20 protein-coding genes are annotated in these 18,711 nt (G+C 69.1%); 12 read left to right on the top strand and 8 right to left on the bottom strand.

Annotated elements, in window-relative coordinates; all coding sequences use genetic code 11:
• Window positions 1-27: 27 nt before the first annotated feature.
• The 5 genes from BLR05_RS15940 (at window position 28) to hisD (ending at window position 4,119) form a co-directional block, all read left to right on the top strand.
• Complete coding sequence (locus tag BLR05_RS15940; protein ID WP_011794177.1) at window positions 28-276, top strand: BolA family protein; 249 nt, start codon at window positions 28-30, stop codon at window positions 274-276.
• 73 nt (window positions 277-349) lie between these two features.
• Entirely contained in the window at window positions 350-1,654 is a 1,305-nt protein-coding gene (gene murA, locus BLR05_RS15945) for a UDP-N-acetylglucosamine 1-carboxyvinyltransferase (protein ID WP_013593456.1), read from the top strand.
• The gene (hisG, locus tag BLR05_RS15950) at window positions 1,651-2,304 is read left to right on the top strand and encodes an ATP phosphoribosyltransferase (RefSeq protein ID WP_092835932.1); all 654 of its coding nucleotides are present in this window, start codon (window positions 1,651-1,653) and stop codon (window positions 2,302-2,304) included. The genes murA and hisG overlap by 4 nt, the downstream gene beginning before the upstream one ends.
• A gap of 114 nt (window positions 2,305-2,418) precedes the next feature.
• A complete protein-coding gene (locus BLR05_RS15955) occupies window positions 2,419-2,772 on the top strand; it encodes a hypothetical protein (protein ID WP_092835934.1) in 354 nt (117 codons plus the stop codon).
• 36 nt (window positions 2,773-2,808) lie between these two features.
• Window positions 2,809-4,119 (top strand): histidinol dehydrogenase, encoded by a 1,311-nt coding sequence (gene hisD / locus BLR05_RS15960; protein ID WP_092835936.1) that lies wholly within the window; start codon window positions 2,809-2,811, stop codon window positions 4,117-4,119.
• A 69-nt stretch (window positions 4,120-4,188) separates the two neighbouring features.
• Here hisD and BLR05_RS26595 read toward each other — a convergent pair whose 3' ends face one another.
• Entirely contained in the window at window positions 4,189-4,542 is a 354-nt protein-coding gene (locus BLR05_RS26595; protein WP_167361277.1) for a DUF2917 domain-containing protein, read from the bottom strand.
• A 145-nt stretch (window positions 4,543-4,687) separates the two neighbouring features.
• Here BLR05_RS26595 and BLR05_RS15970 point away from each other — a divergent pair, with 145 nt between their 5' ends.
• From BLR05_RS15970 to hisA, 7 genes are all read left to right on the top strand, one after another.
• Window positions 4,688-6,157, top strand: a complete 1,470-nt coding sequence (locus tag BLR05_RS15970) for an aminotransferase-like domain-containing protein (RefSeq protein ID WP_092835938.1) — start codon at window positions 4,688-4,690, stop codon at window positions 6,155-6,157.
• Between the two features lie 59 nt (window positions 6,158-6,216).
• Entirely contained in the window at window positions 6,217-6,453 is a 237-nt protein-coding gene (locus tag BLR05_RS15975; protein WP_092835940.1) for a CopG family transcriptional regulator, read from the top strand.
• The gene (locus tag BLR05_RS15980) at window positions 6,450-6,899 is read left to right on the top strand and encodes a PIN domain-containing protein (protein ID WP_092835942.1); all 450 of its coding nucleotides are present in this window, start codon (window positions 6,450-6,452) and stop codon (window positions 6,897-6,899) included. Before BLR05_RS15975 ends, BLR05_RS15980 begins: the two co-directional genes overlap by 4 nt.
• Window positions 6,896-8,008, top strand: coding sequence for a pyridoxal phosphate-dependent aminotransferase (locus BLR05_RS15985; RefSeq protein WP_092835944.1), 1,113 nt, complete (start codon window positions 6,896-6,898; stop codon window positions 8,006-8,008). Before BLR05_RS15980 ends, BLR05_RS15985 begins: the two co-directional genes overlap by 4 nt.
• Window positions 8,005-8,643 (top strand): imidazoleglycerol-phosphate dehydratase HisB, encoded by a 639-nt coding sequence (gene hisB, locus BLR05_RS15990; protein WP_092835945.1) that lies wholly within the window; start codon window positions 8,005-8,007, stop codon window positions 8,641-8,643. Before BLR05_RS15985 ends, hisB begins: the two co-directional genes overlap by 4 nt.
• 9 nt (window positions 8,644-8,652) lie before the next feature.
• Window positions 8,653-9,321 carry an imidazole glycerol phosphate synthase subunit HisH gene (hisH, locus tag BLR05_RS15995; protein WP_092835947.1) on the top strand — a complete coding sequence of 223 codons (669 nt, stop codon included), beginning with the start codon at window positions 8,653-8,655 and terminating at the stop codon, window positions 9,319-9,321.
• 90 nt (window positions 9,322-9,411) lie between these two features.
• Window positions 9,412-10,158, top strand: coding sequence for a 1-(5-phosphoribosyl)-5-[(5-phosphoribosylamino)methylideneamino]imidazole-4-carboxamide isomerase (gene hisA, locus BLR05_RS16000; protein WP_092835949.1), 747 nt, complete (start codon window positions 9,412-9,414; stop codon window positions 10,156-10,158).
• A gap of 39 nt (window positions 10,159-10,197) precedes the next feature.
• On the opposite strand, the gene BLR05_RS16005 is transcribed toward hisA, so the two are convergent.
• The 7 genes from BLR05_RS16005 to BLR05_RS16035 all read right to left on the bottom strand — a co-directional run bounded on the left by BLR05_RS16005 (window position 10,198) and on the right by BLR05_RS16035 (window position 18,711).
• A complete protein-coding gene (locus tag BLR05_RS16005; protein ID WP_092835951.1) occupies window positions 10,198-11,400 on the bottom strand; it encodes a spherulation-specific family 4 protein in 1,203 nt (400 codons plus the stop codon).
• 154 nt (window positions 11,401-11,554) lie between these two features.
• Window positions 11,555-12,769 carry a spherulation-specific family 4 protein gene (locus tag BLR05_RS16010; protein WP_092835953.1) on the bottom strand — a complete coding sequence of 405 codons (1,215 nt, stop codon included), beginning with the start codon at window positions 12,767-12,769 and terminating at the stop codon, window positions 11,555-11,557.
• Between the two features lie 47 nt (window positions 12,770-12,816).
• Window positions 12,817-14,190 carry an exopolysaccharide Pel transporter PelG gene (gene pelG / locus BLR05_RS16015; protein WP_092835955.1) on the bottom strand — a complete coding sequence of 458 codons (1,374 nt, stop codon included), beginning with the start codon at window positions 14,188-14,190 and terminating at the stop codon, window positions 12,817-12,819.
• Window positions 14,190-15,728 carry a GT4 family glycosyltransferase PelF gene (pelF, locus tag BLR05_RS16020; RefSeq protein ID WP_092835957.1) on the bottom strand — a complete coding sequence of 513 codons (1,539 nt, stop codon included), beginning with the start codon at window positions 15,726-15,728 and terminating at the stop codon, window positions 14,190-14,192. The genes pelG and pelF overlap by 1 nt, the downstream gene beginning before the upstream one ends.
• Window positions 15,725-16,738, bottom strand: coding sequence for a tetratricopeptide repeat protein (locus BLR05_RS16025; protein WP_092835959.1), 1,014 nt, complete (start codon window positions 16,736-16,738; stop codon window positions 15,725-15,727). The genes pelF and BLR05_RS16025 overlap by 4 nt, the downstream gene beginning before the upstream one ends.
• Entirely contained in the window at window positions 16,731-18,149 is a 1,419-nt protein-coding gene (locus BLR05_RS16030; RefSeq protein WP_092835960.1) for a PelD GGDEF domain-containing protein, read from the bottom strand. Before BLR05_RS16030 ends, BLR05_RS16025 begins: the two co-directional genes overlap by 8 nt.
• A 7-nt stretch (window positions 18,150-18,156) precedes the next feature.
• Window positions 18,157-18,711: a penicillin-binding protein activator LpoB gene (locus BLR05_RS16035; RefSeq protein WP_092835962.1), complete on the bottom strand. Its 555-nt coding sequence runs from the start codon at window positions 18,709-18,711 to the stop codon at window positions 18,157-18,159.

Below are 18,711 nucleotides of genomic sequence, written 5' to 3' on the forward strand. Positions count from 1 at the left end.
CGCCCGTCCTCCACATGAACCACTGACATGACCGCCGACCAACTCAAAGACCTGATCCGGGCGGGGCTGCCCTGCGAACACCTCACGCTCGAGGGCGACGGCCGCCATTGGTATGCGACCATCGTCTCCGCGGAGTTCGAGGGCAAGCGCGCGATCCAGCGCCACCAGCGGGTGTACGCGACGCTGGGCAGCCGCATGCACACCGACGAGGTGCACGCGCTTTCCATGAAGACCTTCACACCTGCCGAATGGGCTGCGCAGCCGCGCGGCGAATGAGCGCAGGTCCCTTTCCGCTGCGCCATCTGCCGCAACGTCCTCTTTTCGTCCCCAGACCCCAGAACAACAAGCCATGGACCAACTCCAGATTCGCGGCGGCCGTGCCCTGAGCGGCGACGTGCCGATCTCCGGCGCCAAGAACGCCGCATTGCCCGAGCTGTGCGCCGCGCTGCTCACGGCCGAGCCCGTTACCCTCCTGAACGTGCCGCGCCTGCAGGACGTGGCGACCATGCTGCAGCTCATCCGCAATATGGGCGTGGCGGCCGAGCATTCCCAGGGCGACGACCGGGCCAGCAGCGGCACGGTGCGCATCGATGCCGGCGCGCTGTCCACGCCCGAGGCGCCCTACGAGCTGGTGAAGACCATGCGCGCGTCGGTGCTGGCGCTGGGCCCGCTGCTCGCGCGCTTCGGCGAGGCCACGGTGTCGCTGCCCGGTGGCTGCGCCATCGGCTCGCGTCCGGTGGACCAGCACATCAAGGGCCTGTCGGCCATGGGCGCGGAGATCGTGGTGGAGCACGGCTACATGATCGCGCGGCTGCCCGAGGGCCGCTCGCGGCTGCAGGGCGCCCGCATCACCACCGACATGGTCACGGTGACCGGCACCGAGAACCTGCTCATGGCGGCCACGCTGGCCGATGGCGAGACGGTGCTGGAGAACGCGGCCCAGGAGCCCGAGGTGGTGGACCTGGCCGAGATGCTCATCGCCATGGGCGCGCAGATCGAGGGCCACGGCACGAGCCGCATCCGGGTGCAGGGCGTGGAACGCCTGCACGGCTGCACGCACCGCGTGGTGGCCGACCGCATCGAGGCCGGCACGTTCCTGTGCGCGGTGGCAGCCACGGGCGGAGAGGCGTTGCTGCGCCATGGCCGCGCCGATCACCTGGACGCCGTCATCGACAAACTGCGCGATGCGGGCGTGACCGTGGAGTCCGTCGAGGGTGGCATCCGCGTGCGCAGCCCGGGGGCGGGCCAGTTGCGGGCGCAGAGCTTCCGCACCACCGAATACCCGGGGTTTCCCACCGACATGCAGGCGCAGTTCATGGCGCTCAACGTGGTGGCCCAGGGCGCCTCGCGCGTGACCGAGACGATTTTCGAGAACCGCTTCATGCACGTGGACGAGCTGCTGCGCCTGGGCGCGCGCATCCAGGCCGACGGCAAGGTGGCGGTGATCGAGGGGCTGGGCGACACGGGCGCGCTGCTGTCGGGCGCCACCGTGATGGCCACCGACCTGCGCGCCTCCGCCAGCCTGGTGATCGCCGGCCTGGTGGCCACGGGCCAGACCACGGTGGACCGCATCTACCACCTCGACCGGGGCTACGACTGCATGGAAGGCAAGCTGCGCGCCCTGGGCGCCGATATCGAAAGGGTGAAGGCATGACGAACCCGGGCGACGTGATCACCCTGGCCCTGTCCAAGGGCCGCATCTTCGAGGAAACCCTTCCGCTGCTGGCCGCCGCCGGCATCGAGGTGCTGGAAGACCCCGAGAAATCCCGCAAGCTGATCCTGCCGACCAACCGGCCCGACGTGCGCGTGGTGCTGGTGCGCGCCACCGACGTGCCCACCTATGTGCAGTACGGAGGCGCGGACCTGGGCGTGACGGGCAAGGACACGCTCATCGAGCACGGCGGCCAGGGGCTGTACCAGCCGCTGGACCTGCGCATCGCCAAGTGCCGCGTGAGCGTCGCGGTGCGCGAGGATTTCGACTACGCCCGTGCGGTGAAGCAGGGCGCGCGCCTCAACGTGGCCACCAAGTACACCACCATCGCCCGCGAGTTCTTCGCGGCCAAGGGCGTGCACGTGGACATGATCAAGCTGTACGGCAGCATGGAGCTCGCGCCGCTCACGGGTCTGGCCGATGCCATCGTGGACCTGGTCTCCACGGGCAGCACGCTGCGCGCCAACCACCTGGTGGAGGTGGAGCGCATCATGGATATCAGTTCGCACCTCGTGGTCAACCAGGCCGCGCTCAAGCTCAAGCGCGAGCCGCTGCGCCGCATCATCGATGCGTTCGCCGCCGCGACGGAATGAAAAAGCTGAAATCCGAGGTACGGATGAGTTTCCGTTGAAACACGCGTCAAAATGCGAGTACCGGGAAAATTGTTTCTCGGTGCATCAATTGTTTCAATTCGGAGGGCTCATCCCATGGTCAAGAAATTCCTGCTGCTCGGCGGCCTGTTCCTCAGCGGTGCCGCATTCGCCGCGGACGCGGATTTCACGCTGGTCAATCGCACGGGCTATGCGCTGAACGAAGTGTTCATCTCGCCGACGAAAATGGACAATTGGGGTTCCGACCGCCTGGGCCGCAACCAGCTGGCCAACGGAGCCTCCCGGAAGTTCAAGTTTGGCGACACCAAGCACTGCGTCCAGGACATCAAGGTGGTGTTCGCGGACGACGAATCGGAAGTCGAGTGGGAAGGCCTCAACCTCTGCGAACTCGACAAGATCACCCTGAAATACAACCGCAAGACGCGCGAGGTGTCGGCGGAGACCGAATAAGTCTCCTCCGCTGCCGCAAGCGCCCCCGAGAGATCCATGAAAGCCACGCCTGTCCGCCTGAACACCCAGAGTGCCGATTTCGAAACCGCCTTCCGGGAGCGCCTGCACTGGTCCGCGGACACCGACGCCGCCATCGAGCAGCGCGTGGCCGACATCCTGGCCGACGTACAGGCGCGCGGCGATGCGGCCGTGCTGGAATACACCCAGCGCTTCGACGGGCTGCAGGCGGACTCCGTGGCGGCCCTGGAACTCTCCCAGGCGGAATTGAAAGCCGCCTTCGAGATGCTGCCGGCCACGCAGCGCGAGGCGCTGGAGGCGGCAGCCCGCCGCGTTCGCACGTACCACGAGGCGCAGAAGAAGGCGAGCGGCGAGAGCTGGAGCTACCGCGACGAGGACGGCACGCTGCTGGGCCAGAAGGTGACGCCGCTGGACCGCGTCGGCATCTACGTGCCCGGCGGCAAGGCGGCATACCCTTCCAGCGTGCTGATGAATGCCATTCCGGCCCACGTGGCCGGCGTGCAGGACATCGTCATGGTGGTGCCCACGCCGCGCGGCGAGAAGAACCCGCTGGTGCTGGCGGCCGCCTACGTGGCGGGCGTGAGCCGGGCCTTCACCCTCGGGGGCGCGCAGGCCGTGGCCGCGCTGGCCTACGGCACGGCCACCGTGCCGAAGGTGGACAAGATCACCGGCCCCGGCAATGCCTACGTGGCCAGCGCCAAGAAGCGCGTGTTCGGCACGGTGGGCATCGACATGATCGCCGGCCCGAGCGAGATCCTGGTGCTGGCCGACGGCACCACGCCGCCCGACTGGGTGGCGATGGACCTGTTCAGCCAGGCGGAGCACGACGAACTGGCGCAGTCCATCCTGCTATGCCCGGACGCCGCCTATATCGATGCCGTGCAGGCGGCCATCGACCGACTGCTACCCGACATGCCGCGTGCGGAGATCATCGCCAAAAGCCTCACGGGCCGCGGCGCGCTGATCCTCACGAAGGACATGGAAGAGGCCTGCACCATCAGCAACCGCATCGCGCCCGAGCACCTGGAGGTGTCGAGCCGCGACCCGCACCGCTGGGAGCCGCTGCTGCGCCATGCGGGCGCGATCTTCCTCGGGGCCTATACCAGCGAGAGCCTGGGCGACTACTGCGCGGGCCCCAACCACGTGCTGCCGACCAGCGGCACGGCGCGTTTTTCCTCTCCGCTGGGGGTGTACGACTTCCAGAAGCGCAGCAGCCTGATCGAGGTGAGCGAGCAGGGCGCGCAGACGCTGGGCGCCATCGCCAGCGTGCTGGCGCACGGCGAGGGGCTGCAGGCCCATGCGCGGGCTGCGGAGATGCGGTTGAAGTGACACCCACCTGAGGCGCTGCGCGCCTCCGGGCAGCCGCCAGAGCCGGCAGTCTTCGGGCACGTGTCGGGCTCAGGCAGCGGCACGCACGGTGCCCGCCGTGCCGTCCTGCGGCGGTGCAGGTTCCACCACCCAGCGCAGCCGCAGGGGCGCGCTGCCCTCGGCGCCCACGTAGAGGCGCCCCGGCCCTGGCAGGGCCAGTCGCTGGCCCGCCTCCAGGAACCAGTCGTCTCCGTCACCGTGCTGCGTGATCCAGGCCAGGCCTGCCAGCACCTGCAGGGTGGCCCGGCAGCCGGGGGCGCAGTCCAGCGGCTGCACCGCATCGTTGGGCGCCAGCGTGGCCACGAGGGTCCGGGGCGCTGCTGCCGGGCGCGAGGCCAGGCGGCGCAGGAGGGCGAGGGATGCGGAGGCGGTTGCGGAGTTCATGCTGCCCACTGTGCCGGTGCCGGGCGGGGTGCGACAGCCGCAGGCAGGCGCCAGATGGGGCAGCACAGATGCCGGCCGCGTGGCGTCTGTATTGCCCGCATTGCCAGGCATCTGTATTGATGATTGCGAGGAGCAGCGATACAGAATGGATGCAATGCCCGACCTCGATTCCACACCGCTGTACCTGCAGATCGCTTCGCAGATGGCCGAGCTGATCCGCAACGGCACGCTCGCCCGGGGCGCGCGCATGCCCTCCGTGCGCGAACTGTCCCGCCAGCGCGGCGTCGCCCAGAGCACGGTGGTGCAGGCCTACCACTGGCTGGAGGACGCCCGCCTGATCGCCGCCCGCCCGCGCTCGGGCTATTTCGTGGCGCCACGGCCGGCCGTGCTGCCCGAGCCGACGGTGTCCCGCGGTCTGCGCCGTCCGCGCGACGTGTCCGTGGACTGGCTGGGCCAGCGCATCCTCGGCACGCCGCAGCCGGCCGACGTGGTGTCGTTCAGCAGCGGCACGCCGGGCCCGGACCTGCTCGATGTGGACCGGGTGCGGCGCGCGGTCGCCCGATCGGTGCAGCGCCACCGCCACCTGCTGTGCATGTATCCCTCATCCGAGGGGCACGAGGAGGCGCGGCGCGCCATCGCGCGCTATGCCGTGGGCATGGGCTGCAGCCTGGATCCGGAGCGCATCCTCATCACCGGTGGCTGCATGGACGCCATCAGCCTGTGCCTGCGGGCGGTGACGCAGCCGGGCGATGTGGTGGCCCTGGAGTCGCCCACGCATTTTTCCTTCCTGGAACTGCTGCAGGGGCTGCACCTGAAGGTGCTGGAGATTCCCACCCATCCACGGCACGGCATCTCGCTGGATGCCCTGCAGCTGGCGCTGGAAACGCAGCCGGTCAAGGCCCTGGTCGTGGTGCCCACGCTCAGCAATCCGCTCGGGGCCTGCATGCCGCAGGTGGAGCGCAGGCGGCTCGCGCAACTCGCCGCGCGCCACGGGCTCGCGGTGATCGAAGACGCGGTGTACAACGATCTTGCGGAGCAGGAGGAGCACCGCCGCACCGTGAAATCGCATGACACCGCGGGCCACGTGATGCTGTGCAGTTCGTTTTCCAAGACGCTCGCGCCCGGGCTGAGGCTGGGCTGGCTGGACGGCGGCCGGTGGACGGAGCAGTTGCGCCAGATGAAGGACCTGCAGGCGGGCGGACAGTCCCCGGTGCTGGAGCTGGCGCTGGCCGACCTGATGCTGCAGACCGGCCACGCCGCGGCGATGCGCCAGCTGCGCAGCGCCGTGGCAGCACGCATGGATGCCGTGCGGCACGCCATCGCGCAGTCGTTCCCGCCGGGCACGCGGGTGAGCGATCCGCCGGGAGGGCTGCTGCTGTGGGTGGAACTGCCGCGCGGGCTGGACACCCTGCAGCTGCACCAGGCCTGCCTGCAGGAGCGCATTCTCGTGCCGCCCGGCACCGTATTCGGCACCGGTGGGCGCTTCCGCAACTGCCTGCGGATCGGGGTGGGCGGCGATTGGACGGAGCACCATGCGGCCGCGCTGCGGCGGGTCGGCGCCATCGCCTGTGCGATGGGGGCGAAGGCAGGCCATTCCGACAAAACCCTGGCCTGAAGGTTGCACGAACTTCGTGCTGCACGAACTTCGTGTAATTTTCGGCTACCATAGTCTCCGTGAAAAACGTCACCGTCACCATGGACGACACCGTTGCCGAATGGGCGCGCATCGAGGCGGCCCGGCGCGGCACGAGCGTATCGCGCATGCTGGGCGAATGGCTGGCGGAAAAAATGCGGCAGGAAGACGCGTATGCGCAGGCCATGCGCGAAGCGCTGGCCTTCGAAAGCTGGGGCGCTTCGTCCCGGCCCTATCTGGCGAGGCCCGAACTGCAGGAGCGCGAGGCCGCGCCATGAATGCCCCGCTGTTCGTCGATACCGGCGTGCTGCTCAGCAGCGTGGACGACCGCGATCCCGTCCGGCAGGCCCGGGCCCGCGAATGGCTCGCGCTGTGCTGGAACACGCGCCGCGGGCGCATCAGCTCGCAGGTGCTCAATGAGCTGTATCACAACGCCGTGGCCTGCTTCCCCGGCCCGCAGACGCTGCACCTGGTGCGCGCGCAGGTGCGCCGCCTGCGCGTCTGGCAGCCGCCGCACCTCGACGCCTACGTGGTCGATGGCGCCTGGGACCTGCAGGACCGCTACGGCCTGAGTTACTGGAATGCCCTCATCGTCGCGTCCGCGCACCAGCAGGGCTGCCGCCATGTGCTGGGCGACGTGCTGCCGCACGGGCAGCGCTACGACGCGGTGCGCGCCGTGAATCCCTTTCTCCTGGCTCCCGACGAACTGGAATCGCTCGAATGACCGACACCCTTGCCGCCGCGCTCGGCCGCATCCGCCCCGACGTCCGCGCCATGCACGCCTACTCGGTGCAGCCCGCCACCGGCGTGCTCAAGATGGACGCGATGGAAAACCCGTTTCCGCTGCCACTGCAATTGCAGGAAGCCCTGGGTCGGCGCCTCGGCACCCTGGCGCTGAACCGCTACCCCGGCGCGCGGCTGGCCCATCTGAAGGACGCCCTCGCCGCGCACATCGGCATGCCGGAGGGCTTCTCGATGGTGCTGGGCAACGGTTCGGACGAGATCATCACGCTGCTGGCGCTGGCCTGCGCGCGGCCCGGCACGGGTGAGCGCGCGACCATGCTCGCACCCATGCCCGGCTTCGTGATGTACCCGATGAGCGCGCAGCTGCAGGGCCTGGACTTCGTGGGCGTGCCGCTCACGCCCGATTTCGAGCTCGACGAGCCCGCCATGCTGGCCGCCATAGCGCAGCACCGCCCGGCCATCACCTACCTGGCCTATCCCAACAACCCCACGGCCACGCTGTGGGACGAGGATGCGGTGCAGCGCGTCATCGACGCGGCGGGCGCGCAGGGCGGCATCGTGGTGATGGACGAGGCCTACCAGCCCTTCGCGAGCCGCACCTGGCTGGACCGCATGCGCGCCGAGCCCGGGCGCAACGCCCACGTGCTGCTCATGCGCACCCTGAGCAAATTCGGCCTCGCGGGCGTGCGCCTGGGCTACCTGGCCGGGCCGGCCGCGCTCGTGGACGAGATCGAGAAGGTGCGCCCCCCCTACAACGTGAGCGTGCTCAACTGCGAGGCCGCCCTGTTCGCGCTGGAGCATGCGCAGGTGTTCGCGGCGCAGGCGGCCGAGCTGCGCGCCGCGCGCACCGGGCTGGTCGCGGCACTGCGCGCCATGCCGGGCATCGAGCGCGTGTGGGACAGCGAGGCCAACATGGTGCTCGTGCGCGTGCCCGACGCGGCGAAGGCGTTCGAGGGCATGAAGGCCCGCAAGGTTCTCGTCAAGAACGTTTCTACAATGCATTCCTTGCTGGCCCGCTGCCTGCGCCTCACGGTGGGCAGCGAGGCCGACAATGCCCAGATGCTCGACGCACTCCAGGCTTCCCTATGACTTCCTCCGCACTCGTTCCCTCCACCGCCCCCGAGGGCCCCGCCGCCGACCGCACGGCCGAGGTCGCCCGCAACACCGCCGAAACCCGCATCCGCGTGCGCGTGAACCTCGACGGCACGGGCGCGGCGCGCCTGTCCTCGGGCATCGGCTTCTTCGACCACATGCTCGACCAGATCGCGCGGCACGGCCTCATCGACCTGGACATCGAGTGCGAGGGCGACCTGCACATCGACGGCCACCACACGGTGGAAGACGTGGGCATCACGCTCGGCCAGGCGTTCGCGCGGGCCGTGGGCGACAAGAAGGGCATCCGCCGCTACGGCCATGCCTACGTGCCGCTCGACGAGGCGCTCTCGCGCGTCGTGGTCGATTTCTCGGGCCGCCCGGGACTGCACATGGACGTGAAGTTCACGGCCGGCAGCATTGGCCAGCTCGATACCCAGCTGGTGTACGAGTTCTTCCAGGGTTTCGTGAACCATGCCGGCGTGACGCTGCACATCGACAACCTGAAGGGCTTCAACGCCCACCACCAGTGCGAAACCATCTTCAAGGCCTTCGCGCGCGCGCTGCGCGCAGCACTGGAGCGCGACCCGCGCTCGGCCGGCGTCATTCCTTCCACCAAAGGCTCGCTCTAGGTCGCTGCCATGCATGTTGAAGCAAAGACCGTCGCCGTCGTGGATTACGGCATGGGCAACCTGCGCTCGGTGTCCCAGGCCGTGCAGGCGGCCGCCGCGGGCAGCGGATGGACCGTGGTGGTGACCTCGCGCCCCGAGGACGTGCGCGCCGCGCAGCGCGTGGTGCTGCCGGGGCAGGGTGCCATGCCGGACTGCATGCGCGAGCTGCGCGAATCCGGCCTGCAGGAGTCCGTGCTGGAGGCCGCAGCGTCGAAGCCGCTCTTCGGTGTCTGCGTGGGCATGCAGATGCTGCTGGACCACAGCGCCGAAGGAGGCACCCCGGGCCTGGGGCTGATCCCGGGCGACGTGGTGCGATTCGAACTGGCCGGCCGCCTGCAGCCGGACGGAAGCCGCTACAAGGTGCCCCAGATGGGCTGGAACCGTGTGCGGCAGGTGCCGCACGGCGGGTCGGTGCACCCCGTGTGGGCCGGTATTCCCGATGAAAGCTATTTTTATTTCGTGCACAGTTTCCATGCGTTGCCGCGCGATGCGGCGCACACTGCAGGGGAAACCGATTACGGCGGAGGCTTTGCATCCGCCGTGGCCCGCGATAATATTTTTGCCACGCAATTCCATCCCGAGAAAAGTTCCGAGCACGGCCTGGCGCTCTACCGCAACTTCCTCCACTGGAATCCCTGAGCATTCCTCGCTGCCTTCCCCCTCTTTCTTCCACCCCGGCCGGCACTGGCACGCCCCTGCCACGGCATATCCCCACCTCGTCATTCCATCATGCTGCTCATCCCCGCCATCGACCTCAAGGACGGACACTGCGTACGCCTCAAGCAAGGTGACATGGATCAATCGACCACCTTCGGCGAAGACCCCGCAGCCATGGCGCGCAAGTGGGTGGATGCCGGGGCGCGGCGCCTGCACCTCGTGGACCTGAACGGCGCCTTCGCCGGCACGCCCAAGAACTACGCGGCGATCAAGGCCATCCTCAAGGAGGTGGGCGACGACCTGCCCGTGCAGCTGGGTGGCGGCATCCGCGATCTGGACACCATCGAGAAATACATCGACGGCGGGCTGCGCTACGTGATCATCGGCACGGCCGCAGTGAAGAACCCCGGCTTCCTGAAGGACGCCTGCAGCGCTTTCGGCGGCCACATCATCGTGGGCCTGGACGCCAAGGACGGCAAGGTCGCCACCGACGGCTGGAGCAAGCTCACCGGCCACGAGGTGGTCGATCTCGCCAGGAAGTTCGAGGACTGGGGCGTCGAGTCCATCGTCTATACCGACATCGGCCGCGACGGCATGCTGTCGGGCATCAACATCGACGCCACGGTGAAGCTGGCGCAGGCCCTCACCATCCCCGTGATCGCCTCCGGTGGCCTGGCGGGCATGCCCGACATCGAGCAGCTCTGCGCGGTAGAGAGCGAAGGCGTGGAAGGCGTCATCTGCGGCCGCGCGATCTACTCGGGCGATCTCGACTTCGCCGCGGCGCAGGCGCGTGCGGACGAGCTGAACGGCGCGGCCTGATCCGGCGCCTGCGCCGCAGGGCGCAGGCGGTGTTTCCCGTCAGCAGCCGGGGGGCGTGCGCCCCTGGTTCACGGCCGCCACGGTCTGCAGCAGGGCCGTCCAGTACGAGGGCAGCGATGCCCATGGGTTGCCGATGTCGTTCACCGGGTCGTACTGCAGGTCCGTCATATAGATGGGGCCGGCGTTGTAGAGCGCGGAAGCGGCGGACTGCACGGCCTTCTGCATGTCGGCGCAGGTGGCGGTGTTGTGCACCAGCGAGCTCTGGCGGCTGTTGGCCAGGGTGTAGAGCCACGGGGTGGTGCGCGGATCGTAGGTGGCGTAGCTGCTGTTGCGCGCTTCGAAGGTGACCAGCACGTCGGCCACCGAGGCGTAGTCGGCGGTGTTCGGCACCATGCCCGGGTTGCCGATCACGCGCAGGCTGGAATCTTTGGCCTTGATGTAGGCGTAGATCTCTCGGTATCCGCCCAGCATGGCCGCGTCGGACGACATTTCATCCAGGAAGATGCCGCTGATCGCGCTGCGCCCGTAGAGCGTGAAATACGCATCGATGTTGGCCTTCACGGTGGCCAGCGAGCGTTTCCCGTAGCCCGTGTACACGTAGCCCACCACCTTGCCGCCGGCGGCGACGAACTGGGTGAGCGCGTTCACGTAGGCAGGATCCGCCGCGTCGAATTCCCCGTTGTCGGGGTTCATGATGGCGGTGACCTGCACGCCGGGATTGGCGGCGGCGCCGCTGGCCAGGCGGCTCCATTCGGTGCCGGAAGAGGGCGAGAAATAGGCGGGCACCAGCACTTCCATCGGCGCCGGGGCGGGGCGCAGGTAGATGACGCGCGTGGCCGTCGCGGTGGCGTTCGCCGACGACGAGGCCACCGACACGGAGGCGCTGAGCTGCTGCCGGCCCGGCGTGGCGCCGTTGAACGTGACCGTCGCCACGCCGGAGCGCGTGGTGCCGGTGGCGGAGAACGTGCCCGGGGAGACCGCGAAACTGACCGGGGTGCCGTCCGCGGCAGCCGCGCCGTTCACCGTGACCTGCGCGCTCAGCGACAGGGTGGCGCCTGCGGTGGAGACCGTTTCCGCGTCGGGCCCGGCAAAGGCGATGGCGACGGTGGTGGGGTTCGCGGGATTGGCCGGGTTGGTCGGCGTCGTGCTGTCCGAAGAGCCGCTGCCTCCGCCGCCACAGGCGGCGAGCAGGGCGGCCAGCGACAGGCTGCACCAGCGGGCGAAGGGTGACATACGGGCCATGGCGATTCCTGTCTGGATAAGAACGAAGCGGGAGGACGGGATTGTCTTTCGTTACGGTCGGCGTAGTTTTGACGATTTCTGTGGTTCTTGTAAATTTTCGACACATTTCGGGGCGGGTGCGCCGGGAAATGCTCAACAGGTGCGCGGCAGGTGCTCAGCAGGCGGGCAGGGTCGCTCCGCGGTTGACGGCATCGACCGTGCCGAGGAAGCGCAGCCAGTAGCCCGGCAGGGTGTCCCAGGGGTTGCCTTCGCCCGTGTCCGGATTGAACTGGTCGTCGGTCACGTACAGCATGCCGGTGTTGCGCAGCGGCGTGGCGGCTGCGCGCACGGCCTGCTGCATGGCCGCGCAGTCGGGTGCGTCGTGCAGCAGCGCCGCCTGCCGGGTGTTGGCCGCCTGGTAGAGCCAGCCGCCGTCGGCGCGCGGGTCGTAGCCGGCGAAGGCCGGCGACCGGTTCTCGAAGTTCACCAGCGTATCGGCCGCCCCCAGGTAGCCGCTGGTGCTCTGGGTGCCGGGGTTGCCCACCACCCGCAGGCCCGCATCGCGCCCCTTGATGTAGGTGTACAGGTCCAGGTAATAGGCCAGGCGCTTCGGCGACGTGGACATCTCGTCGATGAAGAACCCGCTGATGAGGCCCCGGCCGTAGAGCTGCAGGTAGCTGTCGATGTTGCGCTTCACCGTGCTGGCGGAGCGCGCGCCGTAGCGGGTATAGACGTAGCCGAGCAGCCGGCCGCCCGACTGCACGAAGCTGCCGGCCGCCGCGGTGAATTCCGGGTTCGCGCGCTTGAACACGCCGTTGTCGGGGTTGAGGATGGCGGTGACCGCCACCCCCGGATAGGCGCGGGCGCCGGCGCCGAGGGCGTCCCAGGGCGAGCCTTCCGACGGATAGAAGTAGGCAGGCACCAGCACTTCTATCGGGGCCGGGGCTGGCCGCGCATACACCGTGCGCGACGCGGATGCGGCGCCGCTGGACGACGCCAGCGTCGCGGAGATCACCTGGGGGCCGGGGACGGATGCGGTGAAGCTGGCCGAGGCGGTGCCGGCGCGGACCGTGGCGGCCACCGGCAGGATGGCGGCCGTGCCTGCGGAGAACACCACGGTGGCGCCGTCCTCGGCCCCCGGGGCCTCCACGGAGACGCCGACGGCGGTGCCGACGTCGAACACGTCCGACCCATCGTCAGGGGCAGTGAACGCGAGGGCTGTAGCCGGCAGGGCGGAGGCCTTTGCGTCCTGGGCGGTTGGGGAGGTCGTGGCGGCGCCCGTGTTTTCGCCGGCGCTTCCTCCGCCGCCGCAGGCGCCCAGCAGTCCGGCAGCGGCCAGGAGGCAGGCGGGCAGGGCCGCGCGTGCGTTCGGAAAGATCGGCTGTGCCATCGGGCCCCCTCTGCTGGTCTGGAGCACCGATTGTGGAATGCCGCCGGCTACTGCAGCATAAAAGTTTCGTATTCCAGCCGGTTCAGCTGTCGAGACAATAAATACATGCCCGTGCACAGCGTGATCAGCGTGGCGACGGCGAAGCCGTAGCCGTACAGGGCTGCGCCCGCGTACAGCGTGAAGCCGGTGAGCACCATGTTGAGCAGCACGAACTGCACGCACAGCATCAGCACGATGCGCCGCTGGTCCAGGTAGAAGAACACGTTGAGGATGGCCATGAGCCCCACCTGCAGCCCCGCGCCGATCACCTGCACGTGCAGCAGCGGCAGGTACAGGCGCGAGATGCCCAGGCCGCTCAGGATGGCCGGCCCGGCGACGAAGGTGATGAGCACGGCCAGCGTCTGGATCTTGCCGATCTCCCCCAGGCCCTGCTGGATGGAATAGACCATCTCGTCGCGCATGGCCTCGATGTACTCCAGCGAGCCGCCGCTGCGCACGGCGTCGTAGAACTTGTCGTAGTACTCGACGAAATCGGTCTCGATGCGCACCAGGAACACCGCCATGCCGGGAATGATGGACAGGTAGGCCAGGAACACGGGCAGGTCGTAGATCAGCGAGGCCCGCAGCGCTCCGATGATGGGCTCGGAGGTGGGCGGGAAGTACCAGAACATGAACTTGTCCACCCAGATACCGAAGTTGTAGAGGAAGCCGATGGCGACCAGGGAGGGGTAGAGCAGCTTGCGGTCCGCGAAGTCGAAGGCGATGATGCGGCCGCGCGGGTTGAACTCGCGCACCACGAGCAGCCACATGCCCGCGAGCAGCAGGTAGTTGCCCAGCACGAAGCCCGCGAGCAGGCCCTCCAGTCCCCAGGGCCGCATCAGCAGCGCGCTGACCACGATGACGGCGTAGGACACGCCGAAGAGCGCCACGATCTCCTTGTAGCGCTTCATGCCCGAGAGCAGCACCGTGAGCACCCAGACGTCGCACATCAGCGTGAAGCCCGCGAGCATGAGCATGCGGTAGACCAGCCCCAGGTGCGGCAGCACGGTGAAGAGCGCCAGCGTGCCCAGGGCCGCGGCGGCCAGCGTGGTCACCAGCAGCAGGCCGTGCAGGTTGGGCAGGATCGAGTCCTTGCGCTTCTCGAAGAGCCGGTCGGACACGAAGCGCGTGAACGCCAGCTGCACCAGGCCGGTGAGGATGAGGCTGCCCGCCACCATGTAGGTGACCGAGGTCTGGAACTGGGTGACGAGCACGCCCGGCACCACCACGCTCGCGCTGAAGATACCGATCAGCAGGATGCCCACGATGGAGAACACCCAGGGACCGGAGCCGATCACGCCCGCATAGGCGTAGGCCTGCACGAGGCCGACCAGGGTGTTCTTGCGCAGCATGCGCCGCAGCTCGAATCCGATGCCAGCCATCAGCGGGGGCCCTCCGTCTGTTCGAACGCCCGTTCGTACACGCGGCGGTAGCGGTCGAACATGAGCGTGTCGGTGTAGTAGCGCTCCACGCGCGCCACGGCGGCGCGGCTCGCCGCATGCCAGGCGGGCGCGTCGTTCAGCAGCGACAGCGATGCGTCCGCGAGCTGCTGCGGATCGGCGATGGGCACCACCTTGCCAGAGGCGCCGAGTGCGCGGTCTTCCTCGTCCAGCCCCTCGATGAGCTGGCGGCACGAGCCCACGTCGGTGGAGACGGCCGGCACGCCGGCCGCATAGCCTTCCAGCAGCACCAGGGGCAGCGCCTCGCTGATGGACGAGAGGATGATGAGCCCGATGCGCGGCATGAGGTCTTCCACCTTCTGGAAGCCCAGGAAGCGCACGTTCTTTTCCAGGCCCAGGCTGCGCACGAGGTTCTCGCACTCCTGCGCGTAGGCCGGGTCCTCCTCGGTGGGGCCGGCGATCCAGCCTTCGGCGTCGGGCCGCTGGTTCACCACGCGCCGCATCGCGCGGATGAAGGTCTTGATGTCCTTGATGGGAACCACCCGGCCGATGAGGCAGAGGATGGGCGGTACCTCGGCGGGGCGCTGGTGGCGCAGCGGCGCGAAGCGGCCGAGCTTGATGCCATTGGGAATGTTGAAGGTGCGCGCGGGATCCGCGCCGTCGGTCACCTGCCGCAGCCGGTTGGCCTCGTACAGCGCGATGATGGGGTCGGCCGCCGCGTAGCAGTAGTAGCCCAGCCATTCGAAGAACTGGATCCACATCTGGCGGAAGTACGACAGCTCGGTCGGGTCGCGCTGGAAGATGTTGCGGTTGTCGCGGATCCACTCGCTCTTGAACAGGTCGATCTTGCGTTCCTTGGTGTAGATGCCGTGTTCCGAGAGGATGAGCGGCACGCCGCGCATCTGCCGCACCAGGCCGCCCAGGTAGCCTGCATAGCCGGTGGAGGCGCTGTGCACCATGCGCACGCGCAGCATGCTGCGGGCGACGCGCGCGAGCATCCAGAGCGGCTGGTACATGATGCGCACGGTCCAGAAATAGTCCACGAAGGACGGGTCCGTGCAGTGCTCGCGGTAGCTCTGGCAGATGATTTCCCAGGCGCGCTCGCTGTAGAGGAAGTCTTCCAGCGGCAGGCGCCCGCCGGGCTGCATCTCCAGGCTGATGCGCTGGAAGGCCTCGATCGCCGCGGGGCTGCGGTCGCCGAGCCGGAACGAATCGACGAGCGTGCGCACCATCTCGAGCGCGGCGCGGTCGCCCCGGCGCCGCGCGGGCATGGAGCGCACGCCGAGATGCTCGTAGAGGTAGTGCTCCTCGAAATGCACCACGTTGGGCGGCAGTTCGTACTTGAACCCGGAATAGTCCTCGCGGCGGCTGCCCAGGAAGATGATGGCGAAACGGTACTCGGGGTAGGCGCGGATGATCTGGTTGATCCAGCTCGACACGCCCCCGCTCACGTAGGGGAACGTGCCTTCGAGCAGCAGCGCGATGTCGGCTTCCTGGGCCTGGGGGCGGACGTCGCTCATCGGGCTCTCCAGTAGTCGAGCACCGGCCGCAGGCGCGGCAGGGCGCGCCACTGGCCGAGTTCCTGCAGCAGCGCGCGGGCCTGCGCATAGTCGCGCCGCTCGAAGCACAGCTCGGCCTGGTAGGGCAGCACGCGCGTGGCCGGCAGGCCCAGTTCCCGCGCGCGGGCATAAGCGTCGCCCGCCTCGTCGGTGCGGCCCTGCGCATGCAACAGGCGACCGCGCCGCAGGTTGAGCTGCGCATTGCCGGGGGACTGGGCCAGCACCATGTCGCAGTAGCGCAGGGATTCGTGGATGGCGTGGGTGCGCAGGTCCCCCTGCACCAGTTCCTGGTACACCAGTTCCCAGTAGAGATCGGAGAGCCGGTGGGCGGATTCCATCGTCAGCGGGCCGGGCGTGGCGCCTTCCTGGGCCTCGGCGCGGCGCATGGCGTCGAGCTCGCTGTCGATGGTGCGGTTGATGCGCTTTTCCAGCGTGTCGAGCATGCCGTAGGCGAGCAGCCGCAGGTCTTCGCTGGGATCGCTGAGGATGCTGCGCAGCAGGGGCGAGGCGATGCGGCCGGAGACGTGCTGCAGCGCCACCATGGCGCGCATGCGGGTCTGCATGGGGGCCTGGGCGTTGCCAAGGAAGGACCGCAGCCCCGCCTGCCGGAAGCTCGCCTGCATGCGCTGGTGCAGGTCGAACTCGGGCAGCTGCAGGGATTCGAAATCGTCCTGCCCGGTCGGGGAGCGGTACAGGCGCAGCACCACTACGCCCACCACCACCCCGACGAATCCGGCGATGGGGATGGCGTAGCTGAAGACGGCCATGAGCACCAGCACGGGCAGGCGGGGGCGGGCCTGCTCGCCCGAGAGCAGCGGCAGCAGGCACAGCGCGAGCATGGCGCAGGCCAGCGCGTGCGCGATCAGGTAGCTCACGAGCGCGGCGTCGGAGCGGCCCTGCAGCATCAGCGGGCCGCTCCACGCGCCCAGTTCGAGCAGGAAGGCCGAAATGCCGAGCTTGAGGTTAAGCATGGGCGATCCTGTGCAGTTGCTCCAGCACCGCGAGCGGCTCGCCCTCCAGGGGCACCACGTGCGGGAAGATGCCGGATTCGGCGAGCGGCTGGCCGCCCTTCTGCTGGGACCAGTTCTCGAGCCGTTTGATGTAGCCCTCCGCCGTGGCCAGGTCGCCCAGCGGCATGAGCATCGCCAGCACCTGGCGCCCGGGGCCGGTGATCAGCCAGCTTTCGTCCAGCTCGCGCTTCAGGCGCTCGATCTGTGCCGGCAGGCCGCGCTCGACGGCGCGGGGCAGGAACTCGAGCGCCACGATGATGCTGGGCACGCTCGTGGTGTCGCGCATGTGGGACAGCCGCCGGGCCTCGAAGGCGAAATCCGCCGGGCAGTCGGGAATGCGCTCCACGATCGGGCGCGCCAGGGTCTGCATGGCGAGGCCGTCGGTGTAGTAGCCCAGCAGCAGGTTGATGGTCTGCAGGTTCTCGTCCTGCAGCGAGAAGAACGGCATATCCTCGATCACGAGCAGGCCGTAGATCTCCCCGCCCAGATCCAGCAGCGGCGCGACGGCGAGGTAGCGGGTCTGCTGCTTGTGCGTGAGCAACTGGCTGATGTGGCAGAGCTTGCGGGTTTCCAGCGCCTGCAGCACCAGCGGATCGTGCGTGTCGAGCGGCTCGCTGCCGCTGCCGATGCGGGCCACGGGCTCGGCCTCCACGCGGTCTTCGGTGGCCGCGTGCAGCGCGGCCGATTCGAGCTGGCAGTACTGCGCGAGCAGGCGCAGCAGGGTCTGCGCGCCCTGCGCGGCATCCTCCGGCGCGTCCACATCCACGCTCTGCAGCGTGGAGAGTGCGTCGCGCATCGACATGGGCCGGCCGATGAGCTCCTGCTCCAGCCGGTCGTGCGACAGGCGCAGCAGGTAGTACTGCCGCACCAGGTGCTCCAGGCGCTGGTCGAGGTAGAGCTGCACGTTCTCGGCGCGCCGGGTGCGCGCCTGCCACAGGCTGGAGAATTCGCCCACGATCAGCACCAGGATGAGGCCGCCCAGGAAGAACAGCTGCGGGAAGCGGTCGTAGTGGCCGAGATTGGTCAGCAGCCAGCCCGCGAGCAGCACCACGGCGCCGCCCAGGCCGGCGAGCGGCCCGTAGCGCAGCGCCACGATGACGGGCGCGAGCCATGCCCAGGGAAAGTCGCCGTCGCTCCAGATCGGATCCTGCGGGTGCACCAGCAGGCCCAGCGCGATCGCCAGGCCCGGCAGCAGCAGGGTCTCCAGCAGCATGATGGCCGGGCGCGTGTCGGTGGCGGCGAGCTTGCCCAGCAACTGCTGCGGCAGCGGGCGCAGGCCCGTGCGCCCCGAGGCCGGCACGGCGCCCGCGGGCGCAGCGCCGACCGCGCGGCGGCGGCCGGGGGGGGGCGGGGGGGACTTCTCCGGCGGCATGGCAGGGTCAGCGCGCACCGGACAGGCCGGAATCCATCAGGCTGCGGATCAGCTTCTGCGCCACGCCCGAGAGGGACTCGCGGCTCCATCCGCTCTTGCCGCCGGTGCCGCTCCACAGCGTGTCGCCGGTCTCGACGTCGAGGATCTGCAGCGTCACGCCGGCCGCGGGCTCGCCGTCCACGCCGACCTTGTAGCGCCATTCGTCCACCGCGCCCGCCAGGGCGTATCTGGCCTGTTTCTCGCGGGCCCAGGCCAGCACCTCTTCCTGGCGCTTGGCGTCGCCCGCGTCGAACAGGGCCTCCTGCTGGGTGCCGCCGGGATAGCGCTGCACCCGGCCCACGCCGCGGGCCTGCAGCAGGGCCAGGGCGATGGCCTCGGCCCGGTTGCCGGCCAGCGGCGTTTCCGTGTGGTTCGCGAACGGCAGGACCACCCAGCTGGCATTGCGCTCCAGTGGAGGGGGCGTGCCGCGGTCGATCGTGGAGCACGCCGCGAGCATCACCAGGATCACGCCGCCGGCGGCGCAGCGGCGCAGGCGTTGCATCAGGGTGCGTGGATGTGGCAT

It is taken from the genome of Paracidovorax cattleyae (genome assembly GCF_900104515.1).
GTDB classification, from domain to species: Bacteria; Pseudomonadota; Gammaproteobacteria; order Burkholderiales; family Burkholderiaceae_C; genus Paracidovorax; species Paracidovorax cattleyae.